This window comes from Lelliottia sp. EB106-05-01-XG201, from assembly GCF_058791735.1.
Window position 1 is genome coordinate 841,339 of sequence record NZ_JBYTDV010000001.1, and the last position, 18,905, is coordinate 860,243.

At 56.2% G+C, this 18,905-nt stretch carries 24 protein-coding genes; 8 read left to right on the top strand and 16 right to left on the bottom strand.

Annotated elements, in window-relative coordinates; all coding sequences use genetic code 11:
- Window positions 1–11 precede the first annotated feature (11 nt).
- Window positions 12–1,064, bottom strand: a complete 1,053-nt coding sequence (gene mutY, locus AC3WS9_RS03955) for an A/G-specific adenine glycosylase (RefSeq protein WP_492486848.1) — start codon at window positions 1,062–1,064, stop codon at window positions 12–14.
- 144 nt (window positions 1,065–1,208) lie between these two features.
- On the opposite strand from mutY, the gene trmB reads away from it, so the two are divergent.
- Genes trmB through AC3WS9_RS03970 form a run of 3 tightly spaced genes read left to right on the top strand, consistent with a single transcriptional unit; the run spans window position 1,209 to window position 3,020 of the window.
- A complete protein-coding gene (trmB, locus tag AC3WS9_RS03960; RefSeq protein ID WP_492486850.1) occupies window positions 1,209–1,928 on the top strand; it encodes a tRNA (guanosine(46)-N7)-methyltransferase TrmB in 720 nt (239 codons plus the stop codon).
- Entirely contained in the window at window positions 1,925–2,251 is a 327-nt protein-coding gene (locus AC3WS9_RS03965) for a YggL family protein (RefSeq protein ID WP_095283305.1), read from the top strand. The genes trmB and AC3WS9_RS03965 overlap by 4 nt, the downstream gene beginning before the upstream one ends.
- A gap of 49 nt (window positions 2,252–2,300) precedes the next feature.
- The gene (locus AC3WS9_RS03970; RefSeq protein WP_103946645.1) at window positions 2,301–3,020 is read left to right on the top strand and encodes a YggN family protein; all 720 of its coding nucleotides are present in this window, start codon (window positions 2,301–2,303) and stop codon (window positions 3,018–3,020) included.
- 64 nt (window positions 3,021–3,084) lie between these two features.
- Here AC3WS9_RS03970 and AC3WS9_RS03975 read toward each other — a convergent pair whose 3' ends face one another.
- The 6 genes from AC3WS9_RS03975 to AC3WS9_RS04000 form a co-directional block, all read right to left on the bottom strand.
- Window positions 3,085–3,450, bottom strand: a complete 366-nt coding sequence (locus AC3WS9_RS03975) for an endonuclease domain-containing protein (protein ID WP_492486852.1) — start codon at window positions 3,448–3,450, stop codon at window positions 3,085–3,087.
- Between the two features lie 63 nt (window positions 3,451–3,513).
- The gene (hemW, locus tag AC3WS9_RS03980) at window positions 3,514–4,656 is read right to left on the bottom strand and encodes a radical SAM family heme chaperone HemW (RefSeq protein ID WP_103946643.1); all 1,143 of its coding nucleotides are present in this window, start codon (window positions 4,654–4,656) and stop codon (window positions 3,514–3,516) included.
- Window positions 4,649–5,242, bottom strand: a complete 594-nt coding sequence (locus AC3WS9_RS03985) for an XTP/dITP diphosphatase (RefSeq protein ID WP_095283300.1) — start codon at window positions 5,240–5,242, stop codon at window positions 4,649–4,651. The genes hemW and AC3WS9_RS03985 overlap by 8 nt, the downstream gene beginning before the upstream one ends.
- Window positions 5,243–5,245: 3 nt before the next feature.
- Window positions 5,246–5,542, bottom strand: coding sequence for a DUF167 family protein YggU (yggU, locus tag AC3WS9_RS03990; protein WP_282494391.1), 297 nt, complete (start codon window positions 5,540–5,542; stop codon window positions 5,246–5,248).
- Window positions 5,539–6,105 carry a YggT family protein gene (locus tag AC3WS9_RS03995; RefSeq protein WP_095283298.1) on the bottom strand — a complete coding sequence of 189 codons (567 nt, stop codon included), beginning with the start codon at window positions 6,103–6,105 and terminating at the stop codon, window positions 5,539–5,541. Before AC3WS9_RS03995 ends, yggU begins: the two co-directional genes overlap by 4 nt.
- 18 nt (window positions 6,106–6,123) lie before the next feature.
- The gene (locus AC3WS9_RS04000) at window positions 6,124–6,828 is read right to left on the bottom strand and encodes a YggS family pyridoxal phosphate-dependent enzyme (RefSeq protein WP_492486855.1); all 705 of its coding nucleotides are present in this window, start codon (window positions 6,826–6,828) and stop codon (window positions 6,124–6,126) included.
- Between the two features lie 18 nt (window positions 6,829–6,846).
- On the opposite strand from AC3WS9_RS04000, the gene AC3WS9_RS04005 reads away from it, so the two are divergent.
- On the top strand, window positions 6,847–7,827 hold the full coding sequence (locus tag AC3WS9_RS04005; RefSeq protein WP_492486857.1) for a type IV pilus twitching motility protein PilT: 981 nt from the start codon (window positions 6,847–6,849) through the stop codon (window positions 7,825–7,827).
- 5 nt (window positions 7,828–7,832) lie between these two features.
- Here AC3WS9_RS04005 and ruvX read toward each other — a convergent pair whose 3' ends face one another.
- From ruvX to yqgC, 9 genes are all read right to left on the bottom strand, one after another.
- Window positions 7,833–8,249, bottom strand: coding sequence for a Holliday junction resolvase RuvX (gene ruvX / locus AC3WS9_RS04010; RefSeq protein WP_285143815.1), 417 nt, complete (start codon window positions 8,247–8,249; stop codon window positions 7,833–7,835).
- Window positions 8,249–8,809, bottom strand: a complete 561-nt coding sequence (locus tag AC3WS9_RS04015; protein WP_103946638.1) for a YqgE/AlgH family protein — start codon at window positions 8,807–8,809, stop codon at window positions 8,249–8,251. The genes ruvX and AC3WS9_RS04015 overlap by 1 nt, the downstream gene beginning before the upstream one ends.
- Before the next feature lie 90 nt (window positions 8,810–8,899).
- The gene (gshB, locus tag AC3WS9_RS04020) at window positions 8,900–9,847 is read right to left on the bottom strand and encodes a glutathione synthase (protein ID WP_492486860.1); all 948 of its coding nucleotides are present in this window, start codon (window positions 9,845–9,847) and stop codon (window positions 8,900–8,902) included.
- Between the two features lie 20 nt (window positions 9,848–9,867).
- Window positions 9,868–10,599, bottom strand: coding sequence for a 16S rRNA (uracil(1498)-N(3))-methyltransferase (gene rsmE, locus AC3WS9_RS04025; protein ID WP_282494396.1), 732 nt, complete (start codon window positions 10,597–10,599; stop codon window positions 9,868–9,870).
- A gap of 51 nt (window positions 10,600–10,650) precedes the next feature.
- Complete coding sequence (gene endA / locus AC3WS9_RS04030; RefSeq protein ID WP_282494397.1) at window positions 10,651–11,358, bottom strand: deoxyribonuclease I; 708 nt, start codon at window positions 11,356–11,358, stop codon at window positions 10,651–10,653.
- Window positions 11,359–11,452: 94 nt separating this feature from the next.
- Window positions 11,453–11,950, bottom strand: a complete 498-nt coding sequence (locus tag AC3WS9_RS04035; protein ID WP_285143813.1) for a SprT family zinc-dependent metalloprotease — start codon at window positions 11,948–11,950, stop codon at window positions 11,453–11,455.
- Between the two features lie 81 nt (window positions 11,951–12,031).
- Window positions 12,032–13,429, bottom strand: a complete 1,398-nt coding sequence (locus AC3WS9_RS04040; RefSeq protein WP_282494399.1) for a sugar porter family MFS transporter — start codon at window positions 13,427–13,429, stop codon at window positions 12,032–12,034.
- Between the two features lie 435 nt (window positions 13,430–13,864).
- Window positions 13,865–15,019 carry a methionine adenosyltransferase gene (gene metK / locus AC3WS9_RS04045; protein WP_095283288.1) on the bottom strand — a complete coding sequence of 385 codons (1,155 nt, stop codon included), beginning with the start codon at window positions 15,017–15,019 and terminating at the stop codon, window positions 13,865–13,867.
- A gap of 147 nt (window positions 15,020–15,166) precedes the next feature.
- Window positions 15,167–15,451, bottom strand: a complete 285-nt coding sequence (yqgC, locus tag AC3WS9_RS04050; RefSeq protein ID WP_492486864.1) for a protein YqgC — start codon at window positions 15,449–15,451, stop codon at window positions 15,167–15,169.
- Here yqgC and AC3WS9_RS04055 point away from each other — a divergent pair.
- The 4 genes from AC3WS9_RS04055 (at window position 15,443) to speB (ending at window position 18,904) form a co-directional block, all read left to right on the top strand.
- Entirely contained in the window at window positions 15,443–15,595 is a 153-nt protein-coding gene (locus AC3WS9_RS04055; RefSeq protein ID WP_452233245.1) for a hypothetical protein, read from the top strand. The two genes, yqgC and AC3WS9_RS04055, sit on opposite strands and share 9 nt — an antisense overlap.
- 87 nt (window positions 15,596–15,682) lie before the next feature.
- Window positions 15,683–15,814: an acid stress response protein YqgB gene (gene yqgB, locus AC3WS9_RS04060; protein WP_285143996.1), complete on the top strand. Its 132-nt coding sequence runs from the start codon at window positions 15,683–15,685 to the stop codon at window positions 15,812–15,814.
- An 8-nt stretch (window positions 15,815–15,822) separates the two neighbouring features.
- Window positions 15,823–17,799, top strand: a complete 1,977-nt coding sequence (gene speA / locus AC3WS9_RS04065; protein WP_282494402.1) for a biosynthetic arginine decarboxylase — start codon at window positions 15,823–15,825, stop codon at window positions 17,797–17,799.
- Window positions 17,800–17,983: 184 nt separating this feature from the next.
- Window positions 17,984–18,904 carry an agmatinase gene (gene speB, locus AC3WS9_RS04070; RefSeq protein ID WP_002434404.1) on the top strand — a complete coding sequence of 307 codons (921 nt, stop codon included), beginning with the start codon at window positions 17,984–17,986 and terminating at the stop codon, window positions 18,902–18,904.
- Window position 18,905: the final 1 nt, after the last annotated feature.

Sequence of the window (18,905 nt, forward strand, 5' to 3'; positions counted from 1 at the left end):
TCTTGTCGAAGCTAAACCACTGCTCCGGCACGTAATTGCTGTAACAGGCGCTCCACGGGAGCTGCCAGCCCGACGGATGGCGGTTGCGCTAAGTTATACCAGAGAGCCACGCCTTCATCCATGCAAGAGGCGAAGGAGGACACGGGAAGCCACATTGGCACAATATCCAGATGGAAATGGCTAAAGGTGTGGCGAAACGCCGTCAGCTGCTGGAGTTTATCGGCGTTGATATGCCGCTGTGCAAGCCACTGCCGCAGACCCTCTTCGCTGTCAAACTGGGGAAAACAGTACAGTCCGCCCCATAAACCGCTCGGCGGACGCTGGGCAAGAAACACCTCATCGCCGTGCTGCATTAACAGCATAAAGCCGGTGCGTTCAGGGATCGTCTGCTTCGGTTTTTTGCCCGGATACTGCGCCCAGGAATGATTCGCGTAGGCCACGCAGAGATTGTTCACCGGGCAAAGTTCGCATTTCGGTTTGGAACGGGTGCAGACGATCGCCCCCAAATCCATCATCGCTTGATTGAAGCGCTCCACGCCTTTTGCTGGCGTCACCGCTTCGCTGATCTCCCACAGGCGTTTCTCGACCTCTTTCTTACCCGGCCAGCCGCCTACTGCGTAGCTGCGCGCCAGCACGCGTTTCACGTTGCCGTCGAGGATCGGGAAATGTTTGCCTAAAGAGAGAGAAAGCACCGCGCCCGCCGTGGAACGACCGACGCCTGGCAGGGCGGCCACTTCATCAAAGGTTTCCGGGAACTTACCTTTGTGCAGGGTCGCCACCTGCTGCGCAGCTTTGTGCAGATTGCGCGCACGGGCGTAGTAACCCAGGCCGGTCCACAGGTGCAACACTTCATCGAGCGGCGCGTTGGCGAGATCGGTGATCGTCGGAAATCGCGCCATAAAACGCTCGAAGTAGGGGATCACCGTTGTGACCTGCGTTTGTTGCAACATCACCTCAGAGAGCCATACTTTGTACGGCGTTTTTTCAATTTGCCAGGGCAGGGTTTTACGCCCGTATTTGTCATACCAGTCCAGCACCTGGGCTGAAAATTGAGAGGCTTGCATGAGTATCGATTCGCATAATCAGGGACGCAGATTGCAGCACAGCGCCTTGCGACTGTAAACCGGATCTTTCCCATGCTTGCATACAGGGCTTAACTTTGGATAATGCCCGTTTCCCGAACAATCTCACAAGCAGACTACTCTTTTATGAAAAACGACGTCATTTCACCGGAATTTGATGAAAACGGCCGCCCGCTGCGCCGTATTCGCAGCTTTGTCCGCCGTCAGGGGCGCCTGACAAAAGGGCAGCAACATGCGCTGGATAACTACTGGCCGGTGATGGGCGTTGAGTTCAGCGAACAGCCAGTCGACTTCGCCGAGCTGTTTGGCCGCGATGCGCCTATTACGCTGGAGATCGGTTTCGGTATGGGTTCTTCACTGGTGACGATGGCGAAAGCGCGTCCGGAGCAGAATTTCCTCGGCATCGAAGTGCACTCACCGGGCGTGGGCGCATGCCTTGCCATCGCGCACGAAGAGGGCGTCGAGAACCTGCGCGTCATGTGCCACGATGCGGTCGAAGTGCTGCACAAAATGATTCCTGACAATTCTTTGAACATGGTTCAGCTCTTTTTCCCTGACCCGTGGCACAAAGCACGTCATAATAAACGCCGTATCGTTCAGGCAGAATTTGCTGAGCTTGTGAAAAGTAAGCTAAAACTGGGCGGTGTCTTCCATATGGCCACCGACTGGGAACCTTACGCGGAACACATGCTGGAAGTGATGTCGTCGCTCGACGGGTATAAAAACCAGTCACAGAGCAACGACTACGTACCGCGACCGGATTCACGTCCGGTAACGAAATTTGAACAGCGTGGCCATCGTCTTGGTCACGGTGTATGGGACTTAATGTTCGAGAGGGTTAAATAATGGCAAACCGTAGCCGTCGTCTGCGTAAAAAGATGCACATCGAGGAATTCCAGGAAGTTGGTTTTTCCGTCGCATGGCGTTTCCCGGAAGGGACGAGCGTAGAAACCATTGATAAGGAAGTTGACGCCTTTATCGATGAAGTGATCGAGCCGAACAAACTGGCGTTTGATGGCAGCGGCTATCTCTCCTGGGAAGGCCTGATCTGCAAGCAAGAGATCGGTAAGTGCACCGAAGAACAGCAGGCACTCGTGCGCAAATGGCTGGAAGACCGCAAATTCGAAGAGGTCCGCGTTAGCGAACTTTTCGACATTTGGTGGGACTAACTAGCAAAGGGCCGGCAAATGCCGGCCCGTTTTGTCTTGAGGGATAATTATGATGCGCAAAACGCTGCTGGCTGTGGCATTGATGACCACCGCGTTAACTGCCCATGCGGAATACAAATGTGAAGTCACACCGCGCGACGATGTGATTCTCAGCCCGCAAACCGTTCAGGTAAAAGGTGAGAACGGTAATCTGGTGATCACGCCAGATGGCAACGTGATGTACAACGGCAAACAATATACCCTGAGCGCGGCCCAACGCGAGCAGGCGAAAGATTATCAGGCGGATCTCCGCTCGGCGCTGCCGTGGATCGACGAAGGCGCACTGACGCGCGTCGAGAAAGGCCGCGTGGCGCTGGATAAGATCATCGCTAAAGAGGTGGGTGAGAGCAGTAATATGCGCACCCGCCTGACCAAGCTGGACGCCCAGCTTAAAGAGCAGATGAACCGCATCATCGAGCACCGTACGGATGGTCTGACGTTCCACTATAAGGCTATCGATCAGGTCCGTGCCGACGGCCAGAACCTGGTGAATCAGGCGATGGGCGGCATCCTGCAGGACAGCATCAACGAGATGGGTGCGAAAGCCGTGCTGAAAGGCGGCGGTAATCCACTGCAGGGCGTATTAGGCAGCCTGGGTGGATTGCAGACTTCGATTCAGAACGAATGGAAGAATCAGGAAGCGGATTTCCAGAAGTTTGGCAAAGATGTGTGCCAGCGCGTCGTGACGCTGGAAGACAGCCGGAAGGCGCTGGTGGGGACGCTTAAGTAGGGTGCGGTTTGTTGCCCTCACCCTAACCCTCTCCCACGGGAGAGGGGATCTGTCAGGTGCGGTTTTAGCTCCCTCTCCCTTTGGGAGAGGGCTGGGGTGAGGGGACCAGACGATTCAAATCGTCCAAAATAGCCCCCAACACCCCTTCCTCATTCGTCCTGAATTCATTATTCCAGAAACGAATCACTCGCCAGCCGCTGGCGTTCAAAAACGCAGTCCTGCGTAAGTCATACTCATAATCATCCTGATGCTGGCCGCCATCAAGCTCGACAATCAACCTTGCCTCAAAGCAGGAAAAATCCACAATGTATGACCCTATGGGCATCTGGCGGCGAAACTTGAACCCGTAAAAACGACGCCCCCGGAGTAAATACCAGAGGTGAAGTTCTTCGGGAGTCATACCTTTGCGGAGTTGTTTAGATTTTTCCATCCCCACACTCTGCCAGCCTTTCCCTCGGCCAGCAGAACGGGATGTAAAATCCTGAAGCCGTCTTCAGGACTCTTCGGCGAGGAACAGCTCAAGGAGGGAATTGAGGAACAACTTCCCATGTTCGGTGATCTGCCAGAATGCGTCGCACTCCGTCAGATACCCTTTCGCCAGCGCTTCATCAATCTGCGGGCGAATCACCGATTCCGGCAAGCCGGTGTAGAGCGCAAACTCGGCGCGCGGCGCGGCTTCCAGCAGACGGAAGCGGTTCATGAAGAACTCGAAAGGTTTATCTTCCACTTCCACGTCGTGCTGACGCTCCAGATAACGCCCTTCCATGTACCCTCGCGGATGACGGGTTTTGGCGGTACGCAGAATGCGCCCGTCGGGGAAGGTCACTTTGCCGTGGGCGCCGCAGCCAATCCCTAAATAATCACCAAAACGCCAGTAGTTCAGGTTGTGCTGACACTGATAGCCCGGCTTCGCGTAGGCGGAGGTTTCGTACTGCTGATAACCCGCCGCTGTCAGCAGTTGATGACCTTGTTCGAAAATATCCCACAGGGCATCGTCATCGGGCAGGACCGGCGGACGCGAACCAAACAGCGTGTTCGGCTCAATCGTCAGCTGATACCAGGAAAGATGCGGCGGGTTCAGCTCGATGGCCTGGCGCAGATCGTCCAGCGCCTCTTCCAGCGACTGGTCAGGCAGCCCGTGCATCAAATCGAGGTTAAAACTGCGCAGCCCCAGGCCGGTTGCCAGGTGCGCCGCGCGCTTCGCCTCTTCAGGACCGTGGATACGCCCCAGTCGCTTGAGTTTAGGTTCGCTAAAACTCTGGACGCCAATCGAAATACGGTTCACCCCGGCGCGCTGATACTCGACAAAACGGTCGGCCTCAACGGTGCCTGGGTTGGCTTCCATTGTAATTTCCGCATCGGCTGCCAGATTCAGGCGCGCTCGCACGCCGTCCAGCAGTGTCTGCATCGCCGGGCCAGAGAGCAGGCTCGGCGTACCGCCACCAATAAAAATGGTCTTAACTTCACGTCCCTGTGCGTAAGGTACGTCGGCATCCAGATCGGTTAACAGATGCTGAACGTAGTCGTCATGCGGCACTTCGCCTTTCAGCGCGTGCGAATTGAAATCGCAGTACGGGCATTTCTGCACGCACCACGGGATGTGAATATAAAGACTCAGAGGTGGCAAATTAGCCATTACGTAATGCTTCCAGTAACAGTTTCAACGCGCGCCCACGATGGGAAATCGCGCTTTTTTCTTCGCGGGTCAGTTCCGCGGCGGTTTTGCCCTCAGAAGGGACAAAGAAAATCGGATCGTAGCCAAAGCCGCCGTTACCCGCCGATTCGCGAGCAATCACGCCCGGCCAGCTGCCGTGGCAGACGATCGGCGTCGGGTCTTCTGCATGACGCATATAGACCAGCACGCAGTGGAACTGCGCCTGACGCTGTGCGTCCGGTACGTCTTTCAGGGTTTCCAGCAGCTTTTCCAGATTCTGCTGATCGGTTGCATCCACGCCGGAGTAGCGCGCAGAGTAAATACCCGGTGCGCCGCCCAGGGCATCTACCGCCAGGCCTGAATCATCCGCAATCGCCGGAAGACCGGTCACCTGTGCCGCATGACGCGCTTTCAGGATCGCATTTTCGATAAACGTCAGGCCGGTCTCTTCCGCCGAATCCACGCCCAGCTCGGTCTGCGCGACCACATCCAGACCAAAATCATTTAATAGCGAGGCCAGCTCGCGCACTTTACCGGCGTTACCGGTGGCGAGAACAACTTTCTGCATAATTTAATCCTGTTGTGACAGTGCCGCGACTTCCGTCGGGATGTTTTGCGGGTTGAGGATTTTCACCTGTTTATGACGTCCCAGTTCACCCTTTTCAATGATGACCTGGCTTTTGGCAACGCGAAACTGTTTTGCCAGATATTTGGTCAAATGCGCGTTCGCCTGGCCGTCCACGGGAGGGGCGGTAATGGCGACTTTTAATTCGTCGCCATGTAATCCAACAATGCTGTCGCGGCTGGCTTTCGGCTGAATATACAGCCGTAAAACCAGCCCGTCGACGCAGGGGCTGACGGCACTCATAGCGCCATCCACAGCCCCGGCAGCAGCATGTTGCCCGTTGACTGTAAGAGTTCAGCGATGCCCATGTTCAGGACATACAGCAGCAGAACCAGAATCATCGGCGAAAAATCGATTCCACCCATGGCTGGCAGCAGATTGCGGATCGGGCGCAGGAGCGGCTCGGTCAGCTGAATCATGGCGTACTCGACCGGACTACGGCCGCGGCTGACCCAGCTCATTACCGCCATCACCAGCAGGACCCAGAAAATCAGCAGGCCGATGGTTTTCAGCAGGATTAATACGGCGGCGATCCAGATGATCGGCTGGAAGGTGACCACCATAAACAGCACGATGGCTTTGATGATACTGAGCACAAACGCCACCAGCAGGGAGGCGCTGTCGATTGGCCCCATCGGCGGGATCACGCGGCGCAGCGGCCCAATCACAGGCTGCGTGATTTTCACGACAAACTGCGAGAAGGGGTTATAAAAATCACAGCGGGCCCACTGCATCCAGACGCGCAACAGCAGCGCCATCGTATACAGCTCAATGACCGTTGAGAGCAGGAAAGTCAACGTCTTCATGGCGTTCCTCAGGTTTCCTTATTTTGGGGTGTAATCGCGCGCACCGAAAATAGCTGTGCCGATGCGCACCATAGTGCTGCCTGCCGCGATGGCGGCTTCCATATCGTCCGACATGCCCAGTGAAAGCGTGTCTACGGTGGTGTAGCGCGCTTTAAGCGCCTCAAATGCTACAGCCATTTGCTGTGCTACGGCAAACTGCCTGTCGTAACTCGTTTCCGGAGCCGGAATCGCCATCAGTCCACGCAACGTCAGACCTGGCAGTTCCGCCACCTGTTCGGCCAGCGCATCCAGCTCAGCCAGAGTGATACCTGACTTACTGTTCTCATCACTAATATTGATTTGAATCAGGATGTTAAGCGGAGCCATCCGGGCAGGGCGTTGATCGCTCAACCGCGTCGCGATACGCAGGCGATCGACCGTATGACACCAGTCGAAATGCTCTGCGACCAGCCGACTTTTGTTCGACTGCAGCGGGCCGATAAAGTGCCATTGTAGGCTCGCCTTCCCGGCTTGCTGGAAATAGCGAATTTTGTCCACACCCTCCTGAACGTAGTTTTCACCAAAAGCACGCTGCCCGGCGTCGATGGCTTCTGCGATGGCGCTCGCAGGCTTGGTTTTACTCACTGCAAGCAACGAAACTTCTTCTGAAGCACGGCCGCAACGCGTTGCAGCGGCTGAGATTTTGTCCCTGACCTGTGCCAGGTTATGCGCAATGTCGTTCATGAGTCCGAGGATGGTTGTATGGATATGGAAGAAATTGTGGCCCTTAGTGTAAAGCATAATGTCTCGGATCTACACCTGTGCAGCGATTCACCGCCGCGCTGGCGTAGATTAGGCAAACTCGAACCCGCGCCGTTTCCCCCGCCCGATGTCGCGCTGCTGTTAAAGTCCTGGCTGAATGACGAACAGCAGGGTACCTGGTGGGCGAACGGGCACGTGGATTTTGCGGTGACGTTGCTCGGTGGTCAGCGATTGCGCGCCAGCGCGTTCGTGCATATTCATGGCGTCTCGCTCACGCTGAGGCTGCTGCCGGTGGAGTGCCCGCAGCTCTCGACGCTCGGCGTACCGCGCGTCATTCCCGATCTGCTCTCCAGTGACAATGGCCTGATTCTGGTCACGGGAGCGACCGGCAGCGGCAAATCCACCACGCTGGCGGCGATGGTGGATTATCTTAACCACCACTGCGACGGGCATATTCTGACGCTGGAAGATCCGGTGGAGTATGTTTATCAAAGCCACCGCTGTCTGATCCAGCAGCGTGAGATCGGCCTGCACTGCCCGACATTTGCGCAGGCGCTACGGGCGGCGCTGCGCGAAGATCCGGATGTCATTCTTCTGGGCGAACTGCGCGACAGCGAAACGATCCGCCTGGCGCTCACGGCGGCGGAGACCGGGCATCTGGTGCTGGCGACGCTGCATACGCGCGGAGCATCGCAGGCCATTGAGCGGCTGGTGGACACTTTTCCGGCCGAAGAGAAAGATCCGGTGCGTAATCAGCTGGCAGGAAGTTTACGTGCAGTACTGGCGCAAAAGCTGATGCGGGACGTTCAGGGTGGGCGGGTGGCGCTGTTCGAGATGCTGGTCAACACACCGGCTTCGGCGAACTTAATTCGCGAGGGGAAAACCTGGCAGTTGCCCGGCGTGATTCAGACCGGGCAGCAGGCGGGGATGCAGAACTTCGACCAGAGTCTCGCCGAGCGCAAAGCGCAGGGAAGGCTTTAGCGACGTTAAAACCCTTGCTCGAAGAAGCTTTCGAGGATGATCACCGCCGAAGCAGAATCGACGCTGCCTTTGTTCAGGGCGCGGAAGCCGCCGTGCTCAAACAGACCGGCGCGGGCTTCAACGGTGCTCAGGCGTTCATCGTGGAGCTTAACAACGACGCCAAAGCGGCCATGGATCTTATTGGCGAATTTACGCGCGCGGGCGGTGAGCGGCTGCTCGGTGCCGTCCATGTTGAGCGGCAGTCCGACGATTACGGCTTCGGGTTGCCACTCTTTCAGCAGGCGCTCGATGATGTTCCAGTCGGGCGTGCCGTCCTGGGCTTTTATCGCCGTTAGCGGACGCGCGGTGCCGGTAATGCGCTGGCCGATCGCCACGCCAATACTTCGGGTGCCGAAATCAAAGCCAAGAAGGGTTCCGCTCATTATGCGTGCCCCGCTACGCCAGGCATGGTCTGGATGTCGATACCAATGAGTTTCGCCGCTTCACGCCAGCGATCGGCGATCGGGGTTTTAAACAGAATGTTCAGGTCGGCAGGGGCGGTGAGCCACGCGTTGTCGAGGATCTCCTGCTCCAGCTGGCCTTTCTCCCAGGAGGAGTAGCCCAGCGCGACCAGCACTTCGGAAGGCTGATTGTGCGTGCCCAGGGTTTCCAGCACGTCGCGTGAGGTGGTGATAACCGTATTATCGGAAACACGAATGCTAGAGGAGAAACCCGGAGGAGTATGCAGAATAAAGCCACGATCTTCTGCCAGCGGGCCGCCGAGCATCACCGGCTTATCAAGGCGGATCTCCGGGGCGCGATCTTCAGGGGTGATCTTGAGTTTTTCAAGAATGCCCTCGATTTGCAGATTTTCCAGCGGTTTGTTGATGATAATCCCCATCGCGCCGTCTTCGCTGTATTCGCAGATATAAACGACCGAGCGACGGAAAATCGGGTCCTGGAGAGCAGGCATGGCAATAAGAAAGTGATGCTGTAAATTCATTGTCAGAGGTTCTGATTCCTGGTTTAAAAAGCGACAAGGCCCAGTATGCGGAGAAACCTGGGCCTTGTATATACTTCGCCGTTAAGCGAGTTACTGCTTCAGACGTTTTTCGATCGCGTCCATCAGCATGCCGGTAATGGAGACCGGGAACTCGGCTTCGATTTCGCGGATACAGGTTGGGCTTGTGACATTCACTTCCGTCAGGCGGTCGCCGATGATATCCAGGCCTACGAAAATCAGCCCTTTGGCTTTCAGCATCGGCCCGACGCGGCGGGCGATTTCCCAGTCGCTGTCGGTCAGGGGACGCGGTTCGCCACGGCCACCGGCGGCCAGGTTACCACGGGTTTCGCCGCCCTGCGGAATACGCGCCAGGCAGTAAGGCACCGGCTCGCCGTCAACCACCAGCACGCGTTTGTCGCCATCCACGATGGCTGGAATGTAGTTCTGCGCCATGCAGTAGCGCGTGCCGTGCTCGGTCAGGGTTTCTGCGATCACGCCAAGGTTCGGGTCACCCTCTTTCACGCGGAAGATCGACGCGCCGCCCATGCCGTCCAGCGGCTTGAGGATGATATCGCCGTGCTTCTGCCAGAAGGCTTTCAGCTGCGCTTTGTTGCGGGTGACCAGCGTTTCTGGCGTCAGGTCGGAGAACCAGGCGGTATACAGCTTCTCGTTACAGTCGCGCAGGCTCTGCGGTTTGTTGACGATCAGCGTGCCTTTCTCTTCTGCGCGCTCAAGGATATAGGTGCAGTAAATGAATTCGGTGTCGAACGGAGGATCTTTACGCATCAGGATCACGTCGAGTTCTGCGAGGGGGATATCCTGCTCAGAACCGAACTCGTACCATTTATCGTAATTTTGCTCGACGTTAACGATGCGCGTGCGGGCGCGGGCTTCACCATTGTTCAGGTAAAGATAGGCCATCTCCATGTAATGGAGCTGGTAGCCGCGACGCTGTGCTTCCAGCAGCATTGCGAAGCTGGAATCTTTCTTGATGTTAATGCTTGCGATGGGGTCCATCACGATGCCGAGCTTGATCATTGTTCTTCTCCGTTAATGCTTCAACCCAGATCGCCAAAACGCACCTGCAGTGCGGTGATGGCTGTGAGTGCAGTCGTCTCAGTACGTAGAACGCGAGGTCCCAACAGAATATCAGTAAATTGATAACGTGCGGTCATGGCAATTTCGTCCGCCGACAGCCCGCCTTCCGGGCCAATCAGCAGTCGTACGCGCTCGACCGGCAGCGGCAGCGTGTTGATGCTGGCGCTGGCGCGCGGGTGCAGGTTGAGCTTCAGGCCGCTCTCTTCTTCGGCGCACCACGCCTCTAAATCCATCGGCGGGCGGATCTCCGGAATGCGGTTGCGACCGCACTGTTCGCACGCGGCGATGGCGATCTTCTGCCACTGCTGAATCTTTTTGTTCAGACGTTCAGCATCCAGTTTAACGCCACAGCGCTCAGAAAAAAGTGGCGTAATGAGGCTTACACCCAGTTCGATCGATTTCTGGATGGTGAATTCCATCTTTTCACCGCGCGACATCACCTGGCCCAGATGGATATGCAGCGGGGATTCCCGGTCATCCACTTCGCCGCGCAGGACGTTAACCTGCACGCTCTTTTTATCGGCGCGGGTGATTTCGGCGTCGAAAACCTGGTTGCTGCCGTCGAAAAGCTGCACGGCCTGGCCCGCGCCCATGCGCAGTACGCGGCCAACATGGTTGGCGGCTTCGTCGGAAAGAGCAATTTCACTGCCAGCGGCAATCAGTTCCGGGTGATAAATGCGGGGGATGCGCATAGTCAGAAATTCCATATGAGTACGGTATGAATCAATTGCCGCTAGTGTAGGTTAGCTCTTTTGCGCCTGGCAAGCGCGCTGCACGTACGGGTTGTGATTCCCCTGGACTTTGGCGATGCGGTTATCGCGCTCGCACTCCCAGTCGGTGACCGGATACTGTTTATCCCAGGCGTTGAACAGCTGGGTTTGCTGACGGGAGAGATTCAGCTCGTAGCGATCGCGCATATAGAAGTAGGTGCGGGCGATGCTGCCGCGCGCGCGGGCCGGCGGCTCGGCGACTTTCTCTTTGAAATCGACCTTCATTCCGCACTGGCCGTACTGGCCCTCGCCGCCGTTCCACTGGCTGTACATGAAGTTGGCGCGGTCGCCATTCACTTCGCCCACGGCCGGTTGCAGGTTGTGCATATCACTTTCGATCTGGCGATAGACCGGATCTTTGGCGCAGTTTTTACGCCCGCCGTCCTGCCAGCACTGGCGCTGGTGACCAAATTGCCATGCCGGAACCACGTGTTCCCATTCGATTCGGTTGGCGCGGTTTTCGTTTTTACGCACTTTGTAACCGCACGACTCGAGGTCAACGACCCCTTTTTTACCCTGCCAGTTAATTTTGCAGCCGCAGTAGAAATCACCCGGTGCATCGGCGTTCACCTTGACGCCTGCGGCTTTGGCCTGAGAAAAATTGTTGATACCGTCGGCCAGCGCAGGACCTGCGAGCACTGTCGCCAGAAGGGCAACAGCGAAAGAATAATTACGGGACATCTCAAACTCCGTGTCAAAACGAGCCCGCAACGTAGCGAAAGATGTTCCAGTATGCAATCAGTCTGATCAGGAAAGTTCCTGATTGTTCAATTGATTATTCTGCGACCAGCGGTTCACCGCATTTGACGCAGCGGTAGGTGGCTTCGCCGCGCACCACGCGATTGTGACGCCGGACAGTCAGCTGATGCTGCTGGCACTGGCAGCGATAGGGGAAGGTGTTACGCCGGACTGATTCCAGCTCGAACTGGTGCGTGCGCCGGGCAGGAACGCCGAGCACGGCTTCCATCATCCATTTCCACTCTTTGCCATGCGGCGCCACGCGACCAAAGTGTTTCCACACCAGCAAGTGCGCCAGCTCGTGCGGGACCACTTCGTCGATAAACGCCTGCTGGTTTTCCATCATCAGCACCGGATTCAGGCGGATCTCATAGGATTCAAGCCAGGCGGTGCCCGCCGAGGTGCCACGCTGCTGATAGACCAGTTTGGGTTCAGGATAGTTGCGCCCAAGCTTCAGGTTGGCTTGCGCGAGTTTATCCCGCAAAGCGTGCATGACGGCTTGCTGGAGGGCGATGGGAAGGCGTGGGGTTTTCATAGGGGCAGAGGATAAAACGGGAGACAGGGCGGGTGCAAGAGGAGGTTTCGCCCGGCAAGCTTGCGCCGCCGGGCAGGGTTCTTAGTTGCTGGCGCCAATCTCGCGCAGCGGACGACCTTTCATCAGGTTACGTTCGATATGTTCCAGAGAAACGTGTTTGGTTTCAGGAACCAGCCACAGGGTCAGAACAATAAAGAACAGGTTCAGACCGCCGTACACCCAGAAGGTGTTGGCGTTGCCGAGCGTATTGAGCATGGTCAGGAAGGTTGCACCGACGATCATGTTGGCGATCCAGTTGGTCGCGGTTGAGCAGGTGATACCGAAATCACGCCCTTTCAGCGGCTGAATTTCGGAACACAGGACCCAAATCAGCGGACCGGCACTCATCGCAAAACCGACGATAAACATCAGCAGCATCCCCACGGCAAAGTACTGCGCGGTCGCGGAGTGAATGCCCACATGCATCATGGTCCCCAGCACGCCCATGCCGACTGCCATCACCAGGAAGCCTAAGGTCAGCGTCGGTTTACGGCCCCAGCGGTCCACCAGGCCGATGGCGATAAAGGTCGCCAGCACGTTGGTCAGACCGACGATCACCGTCCCCCACATCTGTTCGGTGGTGTTGGTGTAGCCCGCCAGTTCAAAGATTTTTGGCGCGTAATACATGATGACGTTCATCCCGGTGAACTGTTGCATCACCTGCAGCAGCACGCCGAGGAACACTGCGCGACGGAAGTTGCTGTTCTCTTTAAACAGCGCCCAGCCGGTCTGTTTGACCTTCAGGCTTTCGCGGATTTCATCGAGTTCGTGTTTGGCTTCTGCACTGGTATCACGCAGGCGCATCAGCACGCGTTCCGCGTCGTGGAAGCGGCGTTTGGCGGCATACCAGCGCGGGCTATCCGGCAGGAAGAAGACGCCGATCAGCAGCAGAATCGCCGGGATGATTATCACACCCAGCATCCAGCGCCATGCGCCGCTGTAGCTGAACGCGGTATCAGACAGGTACGCGCCGAGGATACCGATGGTGATCATCAGCTGGTACATGGAGATCATGCTGCCGCGAATTTTCTCCGGCGCAATTTCCGACAGGTAGAGCGGGGCGGTATAGGACGCTACGCCGACCGCCAGGCCGAGCAGTACGCGAGAGATAATCAGCACTTCGACGTTAGGCGCGGCGGCAGAGCAGAGCGAACCGGCGACAAACAGAATCGCGCCGATCATCAGGCTCTTTTTACGCCCGAGGCGATAGGAGAGCCAGCCGCTGCCGACAGCACCGACGGCAGCACCGAACATCATGGAGCTCACCACCCATTCCTGGGTGTGCGGGCTAATCTGGAATTCATCGGTGATGAAGGGTAAAGCACCGGCAATGACGCCGATATCCAGGCCGAAAAGAAGTCCTGCCAGGGCTGCGAGGAAGCAGACAAAGAATGTCATCGCCTTGTTGGACGTACGCCCCTGTTTTTTATTGTCAGGCATTATGCCCTCCAGTTGGGTTATCAATTTTATCAATGTAAAGGGTAGGTGAGTACGACGTAAAAATATGTGACATATCTCACGTTGGTGTAATCGGTTACACTCGATGCAAACTGTCAGTATTATTAAAGCTATGAAAATATAGTGTTAATTCTGTTGATGTGCATCCCGTTTGGGACAGTTTCAGACTTAACTGAAATGAAATGTAACAGCAGATGAAGGCGGAACATGCAAAGAGATTAATCTGAAATGAAGGGTTGTAGAGGGTGGTGTAAGCGGTTTCATTTGGTGGTTTTTGTCGGGTGGCGGCTACGCCTTACCCGACCTACAAAACCGTAACTCGTAGGTCGGGTAAGGCGTAGCCGCCACCCGACAATGCAGCACGCACAAATGCAAAAGGCCAGCACAAGGCTGGCCTTTTCAAATGCTATCGGGCGATTACTTCAGACCGGCAGCTTCACGCAGCAGGGCGGCTTTGTCGGTTTTTTCCCATGGGAAATGTTCGCGACCAAAGTGACCGTAGGCAGCGGTTTCTTTGTAGATTGGGTGCAGCAGATCCAGCATCTGGATCAGGCCGTATGGACGCAGGTCGAAGAACTCGCGCACCAGCAGGGTCAGCTGTTCGGTAGAGATCTTCTCGGTACCGAAGGTTTCAACCATGATGGAGGTCGGTTCTGCCACGCCGATAGCGTAGGAAACCTGAATCTCACAGCGATCGGCCAGGCCCGCAGCAACGATGTTTTTCGCCACATAACGTGCCGCGTATGCCGCAGAACGGTCAACTTTAGACGGATCTTTACCGGAGAACGCGCCGCCACCGTGACGAGCCATGCCGCCGTAGGTATCAACGATGATCTTACGACCGGTCAGGCCGCAGTCGCCCATTGGGCCACCGATAACAAAACGGCCAGTCGGGTTAATGTGGTATTTGGTCGAGGCATTCAGCCATTCTGCAGGCAGAACCGGCTTGATGATCTCTTCCATCACCGCTTCCTGCAGCGTTTTAAGCGCAACGTCTTCGGAGTGCTGAGTCGACAGAACAACCGCGTCGATGCCGACGATTTTGCCGTCGTCATACTGGAAAGTGATCTGGCTTTTTGCATCCGGGCGCAGCCACGGCAGCGTGCCGTTTTTACGCACTTCAGCCTGACGCTGCACCAGACGGTGGGCGTAAGTGATTGGCGCAGGCATCAGCACGTCAGTTTCGTTGGTTGCATAGCCAAACATCAGGCCCTGGTCGCCAGCACCCTGCTCGAGCGGGTCGGTACGGTCAACGCCCTGGTTGATGTCCGGGGACTGTTTGCCAATCGCGCTCAAAACGGCGCAAGAGTTGGCATCAAAGCCCATATCAGAATGCACGTAGCCGATTTCACGCACGGTGTTACGGGTGATCTCTTCGATATCAACCCATGCACTGGTGGTGATCTCACCACCAACCAGAACCATGCCCGTTTTGACATAGGTTTCGCACGCCACGCGCGCTTTAGGATCCTGTTCCAGGATCGCATCCAGCACTGCATCGGAGATTTGGTCAGCGATTTTATCAGGATGCCCTTCTGATACAGACTCGGACGTAAACAGGTGTTTTGCCATGTTATATTTCACCTAAGGAGTATTTGGTAAGCTCAAACTGCTGTGCGCAATGGCCGTAGAAGACGATTCTACCAAGACCTGCAGGTAAATAACACCGGCAGTCTGAGTGTTAATCAGTATAGATGGATTAACATCTGGACGGCTATTTTAGGTCACTTCTTCGCCCGATTTCCAGTTTTTTTTGACCCCGCTCTCATTGTGCTGAAATCGCAGGTGGAAATTTTTCCTGACGGTGCTGGCAAGGTGCGCATTTATGTTTTGCATTTTGGGAGTTATGTGGGTATAAAACGCGGCGCGCGGCTCATACAAAAAAGCGCTCGATGATTTCATCGTGTCGCCACTTCCAGCCGGGTTGAGCAGTGAATACTTAGCTTTGGCTTGAGGTTCGTCTTCTGAAGGCGGCCGTGGAGGTGATACCCGATAATGAACCATCGTTTTCCGCTAACTCAGTTACGCCGTTCTGGCGTACGTCTGTTTCCCGCCACTCGCATTTCTATTCTGCAAACCTGCCGATGTTATACCCATTTCGGTGCTTCTCAGGATTCCAGGGCCGGCCATCCGCTTTGTGAAAACTGAACAAGGGCGCTCTTGTTAATTCAGGAGTTATCTCGTGGTTTCTCCGAACCTTGTCATACAGAGTTCGGTTACGTGTTTTACAATGATATGAATAAGAAACCGGTCGCACGGTCTGGATTTCAGCACACTCTGCTGGAAGACGGGGCCGTTTATGGGTTGTTATCGCGGTGTGACACTGCGATAGTAGTCAACTGTTTTACACTTAATACAAAGAGTTGAGGTTCGCTATGTCTGACGACATGTCTTCGGTTTCGCCTTCGTCAGCGGGCGAACAGGGTGTACTACGTTCTATGCAGGAGGTTGCGATGAGCTCCGAAGAGGCCAGCAAGATGCTGCGCACATACAATATTGCCTGGTGGGGTAATAACTACTACGACGTCAACGAACTGGGCCATATCAGCGTTTGCCCGGATCCTGACGTACCGGAAGCTCGTGTGGATCTCGCCAAACTGGTGAAAGCGCGCGAAGCGCAAGGCCAACGTCTGCCTGCACTGTTCTGCTTCCCGCAGATCCTGCAACACCGTTTGCGTTCCATTAACGCCGCATTCAAACGTGCGCGTGAGTCCTATGGTTACAAGGGCGACTACTTCCTGGTCTATCCGATTAAGGTGAACCAGCATCGTCGCGTCATTGAATCCCTGATCCACTCCGGTGAACCACTGGGTCTGGAAGCCGGTTCTAAAGCGGAACTGATGGCGGTACTGGCGCACGCCGGTATGACGCGCTCGGTGATCGTCTGTAACGGCTATAAAGACCGCGAATACATTCGTCTGGCGCTGATTGGCGAGAAGATGGGCCACAAGGTCTATCTGGTTATCGAGAAGATGACTGAAATTGCCATCGTGCTGGAAGAAGCCGAGCGTCTGAACGTGGTGCCGCGCCTCGGCGTGCGTGCGCGTCTGGCGTCTCAGGGCTCCGGTAAATGGCAGTCCTCGGGCGGCGAAAAATCCAAATTCGGTCTGGCGGCAGGGCAGGTTCTGCAGCTGGTGGAAATGCTGCGCGAGCGCGGTCGTCTGGACAGCATCCAGCTGCTGCACTTTCACCTCGGTTCGCAGATGGCCAACATTCGCGATATCGCCACGGGCGTACGTGAATCCGCGCGTTTCTACGTTGAGCTGCATAAGCTTGGCGTGAACATCGAATGCTTCGATGTGGGCGGCGGTCTGGGCGTGGACTATGAAGGGACGCGCTCGCAGTCTGACTGCTCTGTGAACTACGGCCTGAACGAATACGCCAACAACATTATCTGGGCGATCGGCGATGCCTGCGAAGAGAACGGTTTGCCGCATCCAACGGTGATCACCGAGTCTGGTCGCGCGGTGACTGCGCACCACACGGTGCTGGTCTCCAACATCATCGGCGTGGAGCGCAGCGAAAATACCGAAGCGACCCCGCCGCAGGACGATGCGCCGCGTGCCCTGCAAAACATGTGGGAAACCTGGCAGGAGATGCATGAGCCGGGCAACCGTCGCTCCCTCCGCGAATGGCTGCACGACAGCCAGATGGATCTGCACGACATTCACGTCGGCTATTCATCCGGCACTTTCAGCCTGCAGGAACGCGCCTGGGCCGAGCAGCTGTATCTGAACATGTGTCACGAAGTGCAGAAACAGCTCGACCCGAGCAACCGTGCGCACCGTCCGATTATCGACGAACTGCAGGAACGTATGGCGGATAAGATTTACGTCAACTTCTCCCTGTTCCAGTCGATGCCGGATGCCTGGGGTATCGATCAGCTGTTCCCGGTTCTGCCGCTGGAAGGGCTGAATCACGCGCCGGAACGCCGCGCGGTGCTGCTGGATATCACCTGCGATTCCGACGGCGCTATCGATCACTACGTGGACGGCGACGGGATCGCCACCACCATGCCGATGCCGGAGTACGATCCAGAGAACCCGCCAATGCTGGGCTTCTTTATGGTCGGCGCGTATCAGGAAATTTTGGGCAACATGCATAACCTGTTCGGGGATACCGAAGCGGTTGACGTGTTTGTCTTCCCTGACGGCAACGTCGAAGTGGAGCTTTCCGACGAGGGCGACACCGTGGCGGATATGCTGGAATACGTGCAGCTGGATCCGAAAAAACTGCTGACTCAGTTCCGCGATCAGGTGAAAAACACCGACCTGGACGCCGCGCTACAGCAGCAGTTCCTGGAAGAGTTTGAAGCGGGTCTGTACGGGTACACCTATCTGGAAGACGAGTAACCGCTCGTGCCCGGTGGCGCTGCGCTTACCGGGCCTACGGGATACTTGAACCTGTACGAATTAACGGCGATAATTCGCCCCAATATGCAGTTTCCGAATCAATCCCTTCCTCGTCGGGTTTAACGACGCGGAGGGGATTTTTTTTCATCTATTTTCTTGTATCGACTCTACACGAGGTCAGGACATGAGCACTTTAGGTCATCAGTACGACAACTCTCTGGTATCTAACGCGTTTGGTTTTTTACGTCTTCCGATGAACTTCCAGCCGTACGACAGCGACGCTGACTGGGTCATTACCGGCGTTCCGTTTGATATGGCGACTTCCGGTCGTGCCGGTGGCCGTCACGGTCCGGCGGCGATCCGTCAGGTTTCCACCAACCTGGCCTGGGAGCACAACCGCTTCCCGTGGAACTTCGATATGCGCGAACGCCTGAACGTCGTCGACTGCGGCGACCTGGTGTATGCCTTCGGTGACGCGCGTGAGATGAGCGAAAAACTGCAGGCCCACGCCGAGAAACTGCTGGCTGCCGGCAAGCGTATGCTCTCTTTCGGCGGTGACCACTTCGTTACGCTGCCGCTGCTGCGCGCGCACGCCAAGCATTTCGGCAAAATGGCACTGGTCCATTTCGATGCCCACACCGACACCTACGCGAACGGCTGCGAGTTTGACCATGGCACCATGTTCTACACTGCGCCGAACGAAGGCCTGATCGATCCGAACCACTCTGTGCAGATCGGGATTCGTACTGAGTTCGACAAAGACAACGGCTTCACCGTGCTGGACGCCTGCCAGGTGAACGATCGCGGCGTGGACGATATCATCGCTCAGGTGAAGCAGATTGTGGGTGACATGCCGGTGTATCTCACCTTTGACATCGACTGTCTGGACCCTGCGTTTGCACCGGGTACCGGTACGCCGGTGATCGGCGGTCTGACGTCTGACCGTGCAATCAAACTGGTTCGCGGTCTGAAAGATCTGAATATCGTGGGGATGGACGTCGTAGAAGTGGCGCCTGCTTACGATCAGTCTGAGATCACCGCTCTGGCGGCGGCAACGCTGGCGCTGGAAATGCTGTACATCCAGGCGGCGAAGAAGGGCGAGTAAT

Coding starts and splice junctions, on each gene's coding strand:
- mutY (WP_492486848.1), bottom strand. CDS start 1,064: ATGCAAGCCTCTCAATTTTCAGCCCAGGTGCTGGACTGGTATGACAAA.
- trmB (WP_492486850.1), top strand. CDS start 1,209: ATGAAAAACGACGTCATTTCACCGGAATTTGATGAAAACGGCCGCCCG.
- AC3WS9_RS03970 (WP_103946645.1), top strand. CDS start 2,301: ATGATGCGCAAAACGCTGCTGGCTGTGGCATTGATGACCACCGCGTTA.
- AC3WS9_RS03975 (WP_492486852.1), bottom strand. CDS start 3,450: ATGGAAAAATCTAAACAACTCCGCAAAGGTATGACTCCCGAAGAACTT.
- hemW (WP_103946643.1), bottom strand. CDS start 4,656: ATGGCTAATTTGCCACCTCTGAGTCTTTATATTCACATCCCGTGGTGC.
- AC3WS9_RS03985 (WP_095283300.1), bottom strand. CDS start 5,242: ATGCAGAAAGTTGTTCTCGCCACCGGTAACGCCGGTAAAGTGCGCGAG.
- yggU (WP_282494391.1), bottom strand. CDS start 5,542: ATGAGTGCCGTCAGCCCCTGCGTCGACGGGCTGGTTTTACGGCTGTAT.
- AC3WS9_RS03995 (WP_095283298.1), bottom strand. CDS start 6,105: ATGAAGACGTTGACTTTCCTGCTCTCAACGGTCATTGAGCTGTATACG.
- AC3WS9_RS04000 (WP_492486855.1), bottom strand. CDS start 6,828: ATGAACGACATTGCGCATAACCTGGCACAGGTCAGGGACAAAATCTCA.
- AC3WS9_RS04005 (WP_492486857.1), top strand. CDS start 6,847: ATGGATATGGAAGAAATTGTGGCCCTTAGTGTAAAGCATAATGTCTCG.
- ruvX (WP_285143815.1), bottom strand. CDS start 8,249: ATGAGCGGAACCCTTCTTGGCTTTGATTTCGGCACCCGAAGTATTGGC.
- AC3WS9_RS04015 (WP_103946638.1), bottom strand. CDS start 8,809: ATGAATTTACAGCATCACTTTCTTATTGCCATGCCTGCTCTCCAGGAC.
- gshB (WP_492486860.1), bottom strand. CDS start 9,847: ATGATCAAGCTCGGCATCGTGATGGACCCCATCGCAAGCATTAACATC.
- rsmE (WP_282494396.1), bottom strand. CDS start 10,599: ATGCGCATCCCCCGCATTTATCACCCGGAACTGATTGCCGCTGGCAGT.
- endA (WP_282494397.1), bottom strand. CDS start 11,358: ATGTCCCGTAATTATTCTTTCGCTGTTGCCCTTCTGGCGACAGTGCTC.
- AC3WS9_RS04035 (WP_285143813.1), bottom strand. CDS start 11,950: ATGAAAACCCCACGCCTTCCCATCGCCCTCCAGCAAGCCGTCATGCAC.
- AC3WS9_RS04040 (WP_282494399.1), bottom strand. CDS start 13,429: ATGCCTGACAATAAAAAACAGGGGCGTACGTCCAACAAGGCGATGACA.
- metK (WP_095283288.1), bottom strand. CDS start 15,019: ATGGCAAAACACCTGTTTACGTCCGAGTCTGTATCAGAAGGGCATCCT.
- AC3WS9_RS04055 (WP_452233245.1), top strand. CDS start 15,443: ATGAACCATCGTTTTCCGCTAACTCAGTTACGCCGTTCTGGCGTACGT.
- yqgC (WP_492486864.1), bottom strand. CDS start 15,451: ATGGTTCATTATCGGGTATCACCTCCACGGCCGCCTTCAGAAGACGAA.
- yqgB (WP_285143996.1), top strand. CDS start 15,683: ATGAATAAGAAACCGGTCGCACGGTCTGGATTTCAGCACACTCTGCTG.
- speA (WP_282494402.1), top strand. CDS start 15,823: ATGTCTGACGACATGTCTTCGGTTTCGCCTTCGTCAGCGGGCGAACAG.
- speB (WP_002434404.1), top strand. CDS start 17,984: ATGAGCACTTTAGGTCATCAGTACGACAACTCTCTGGTATCTAACGCG.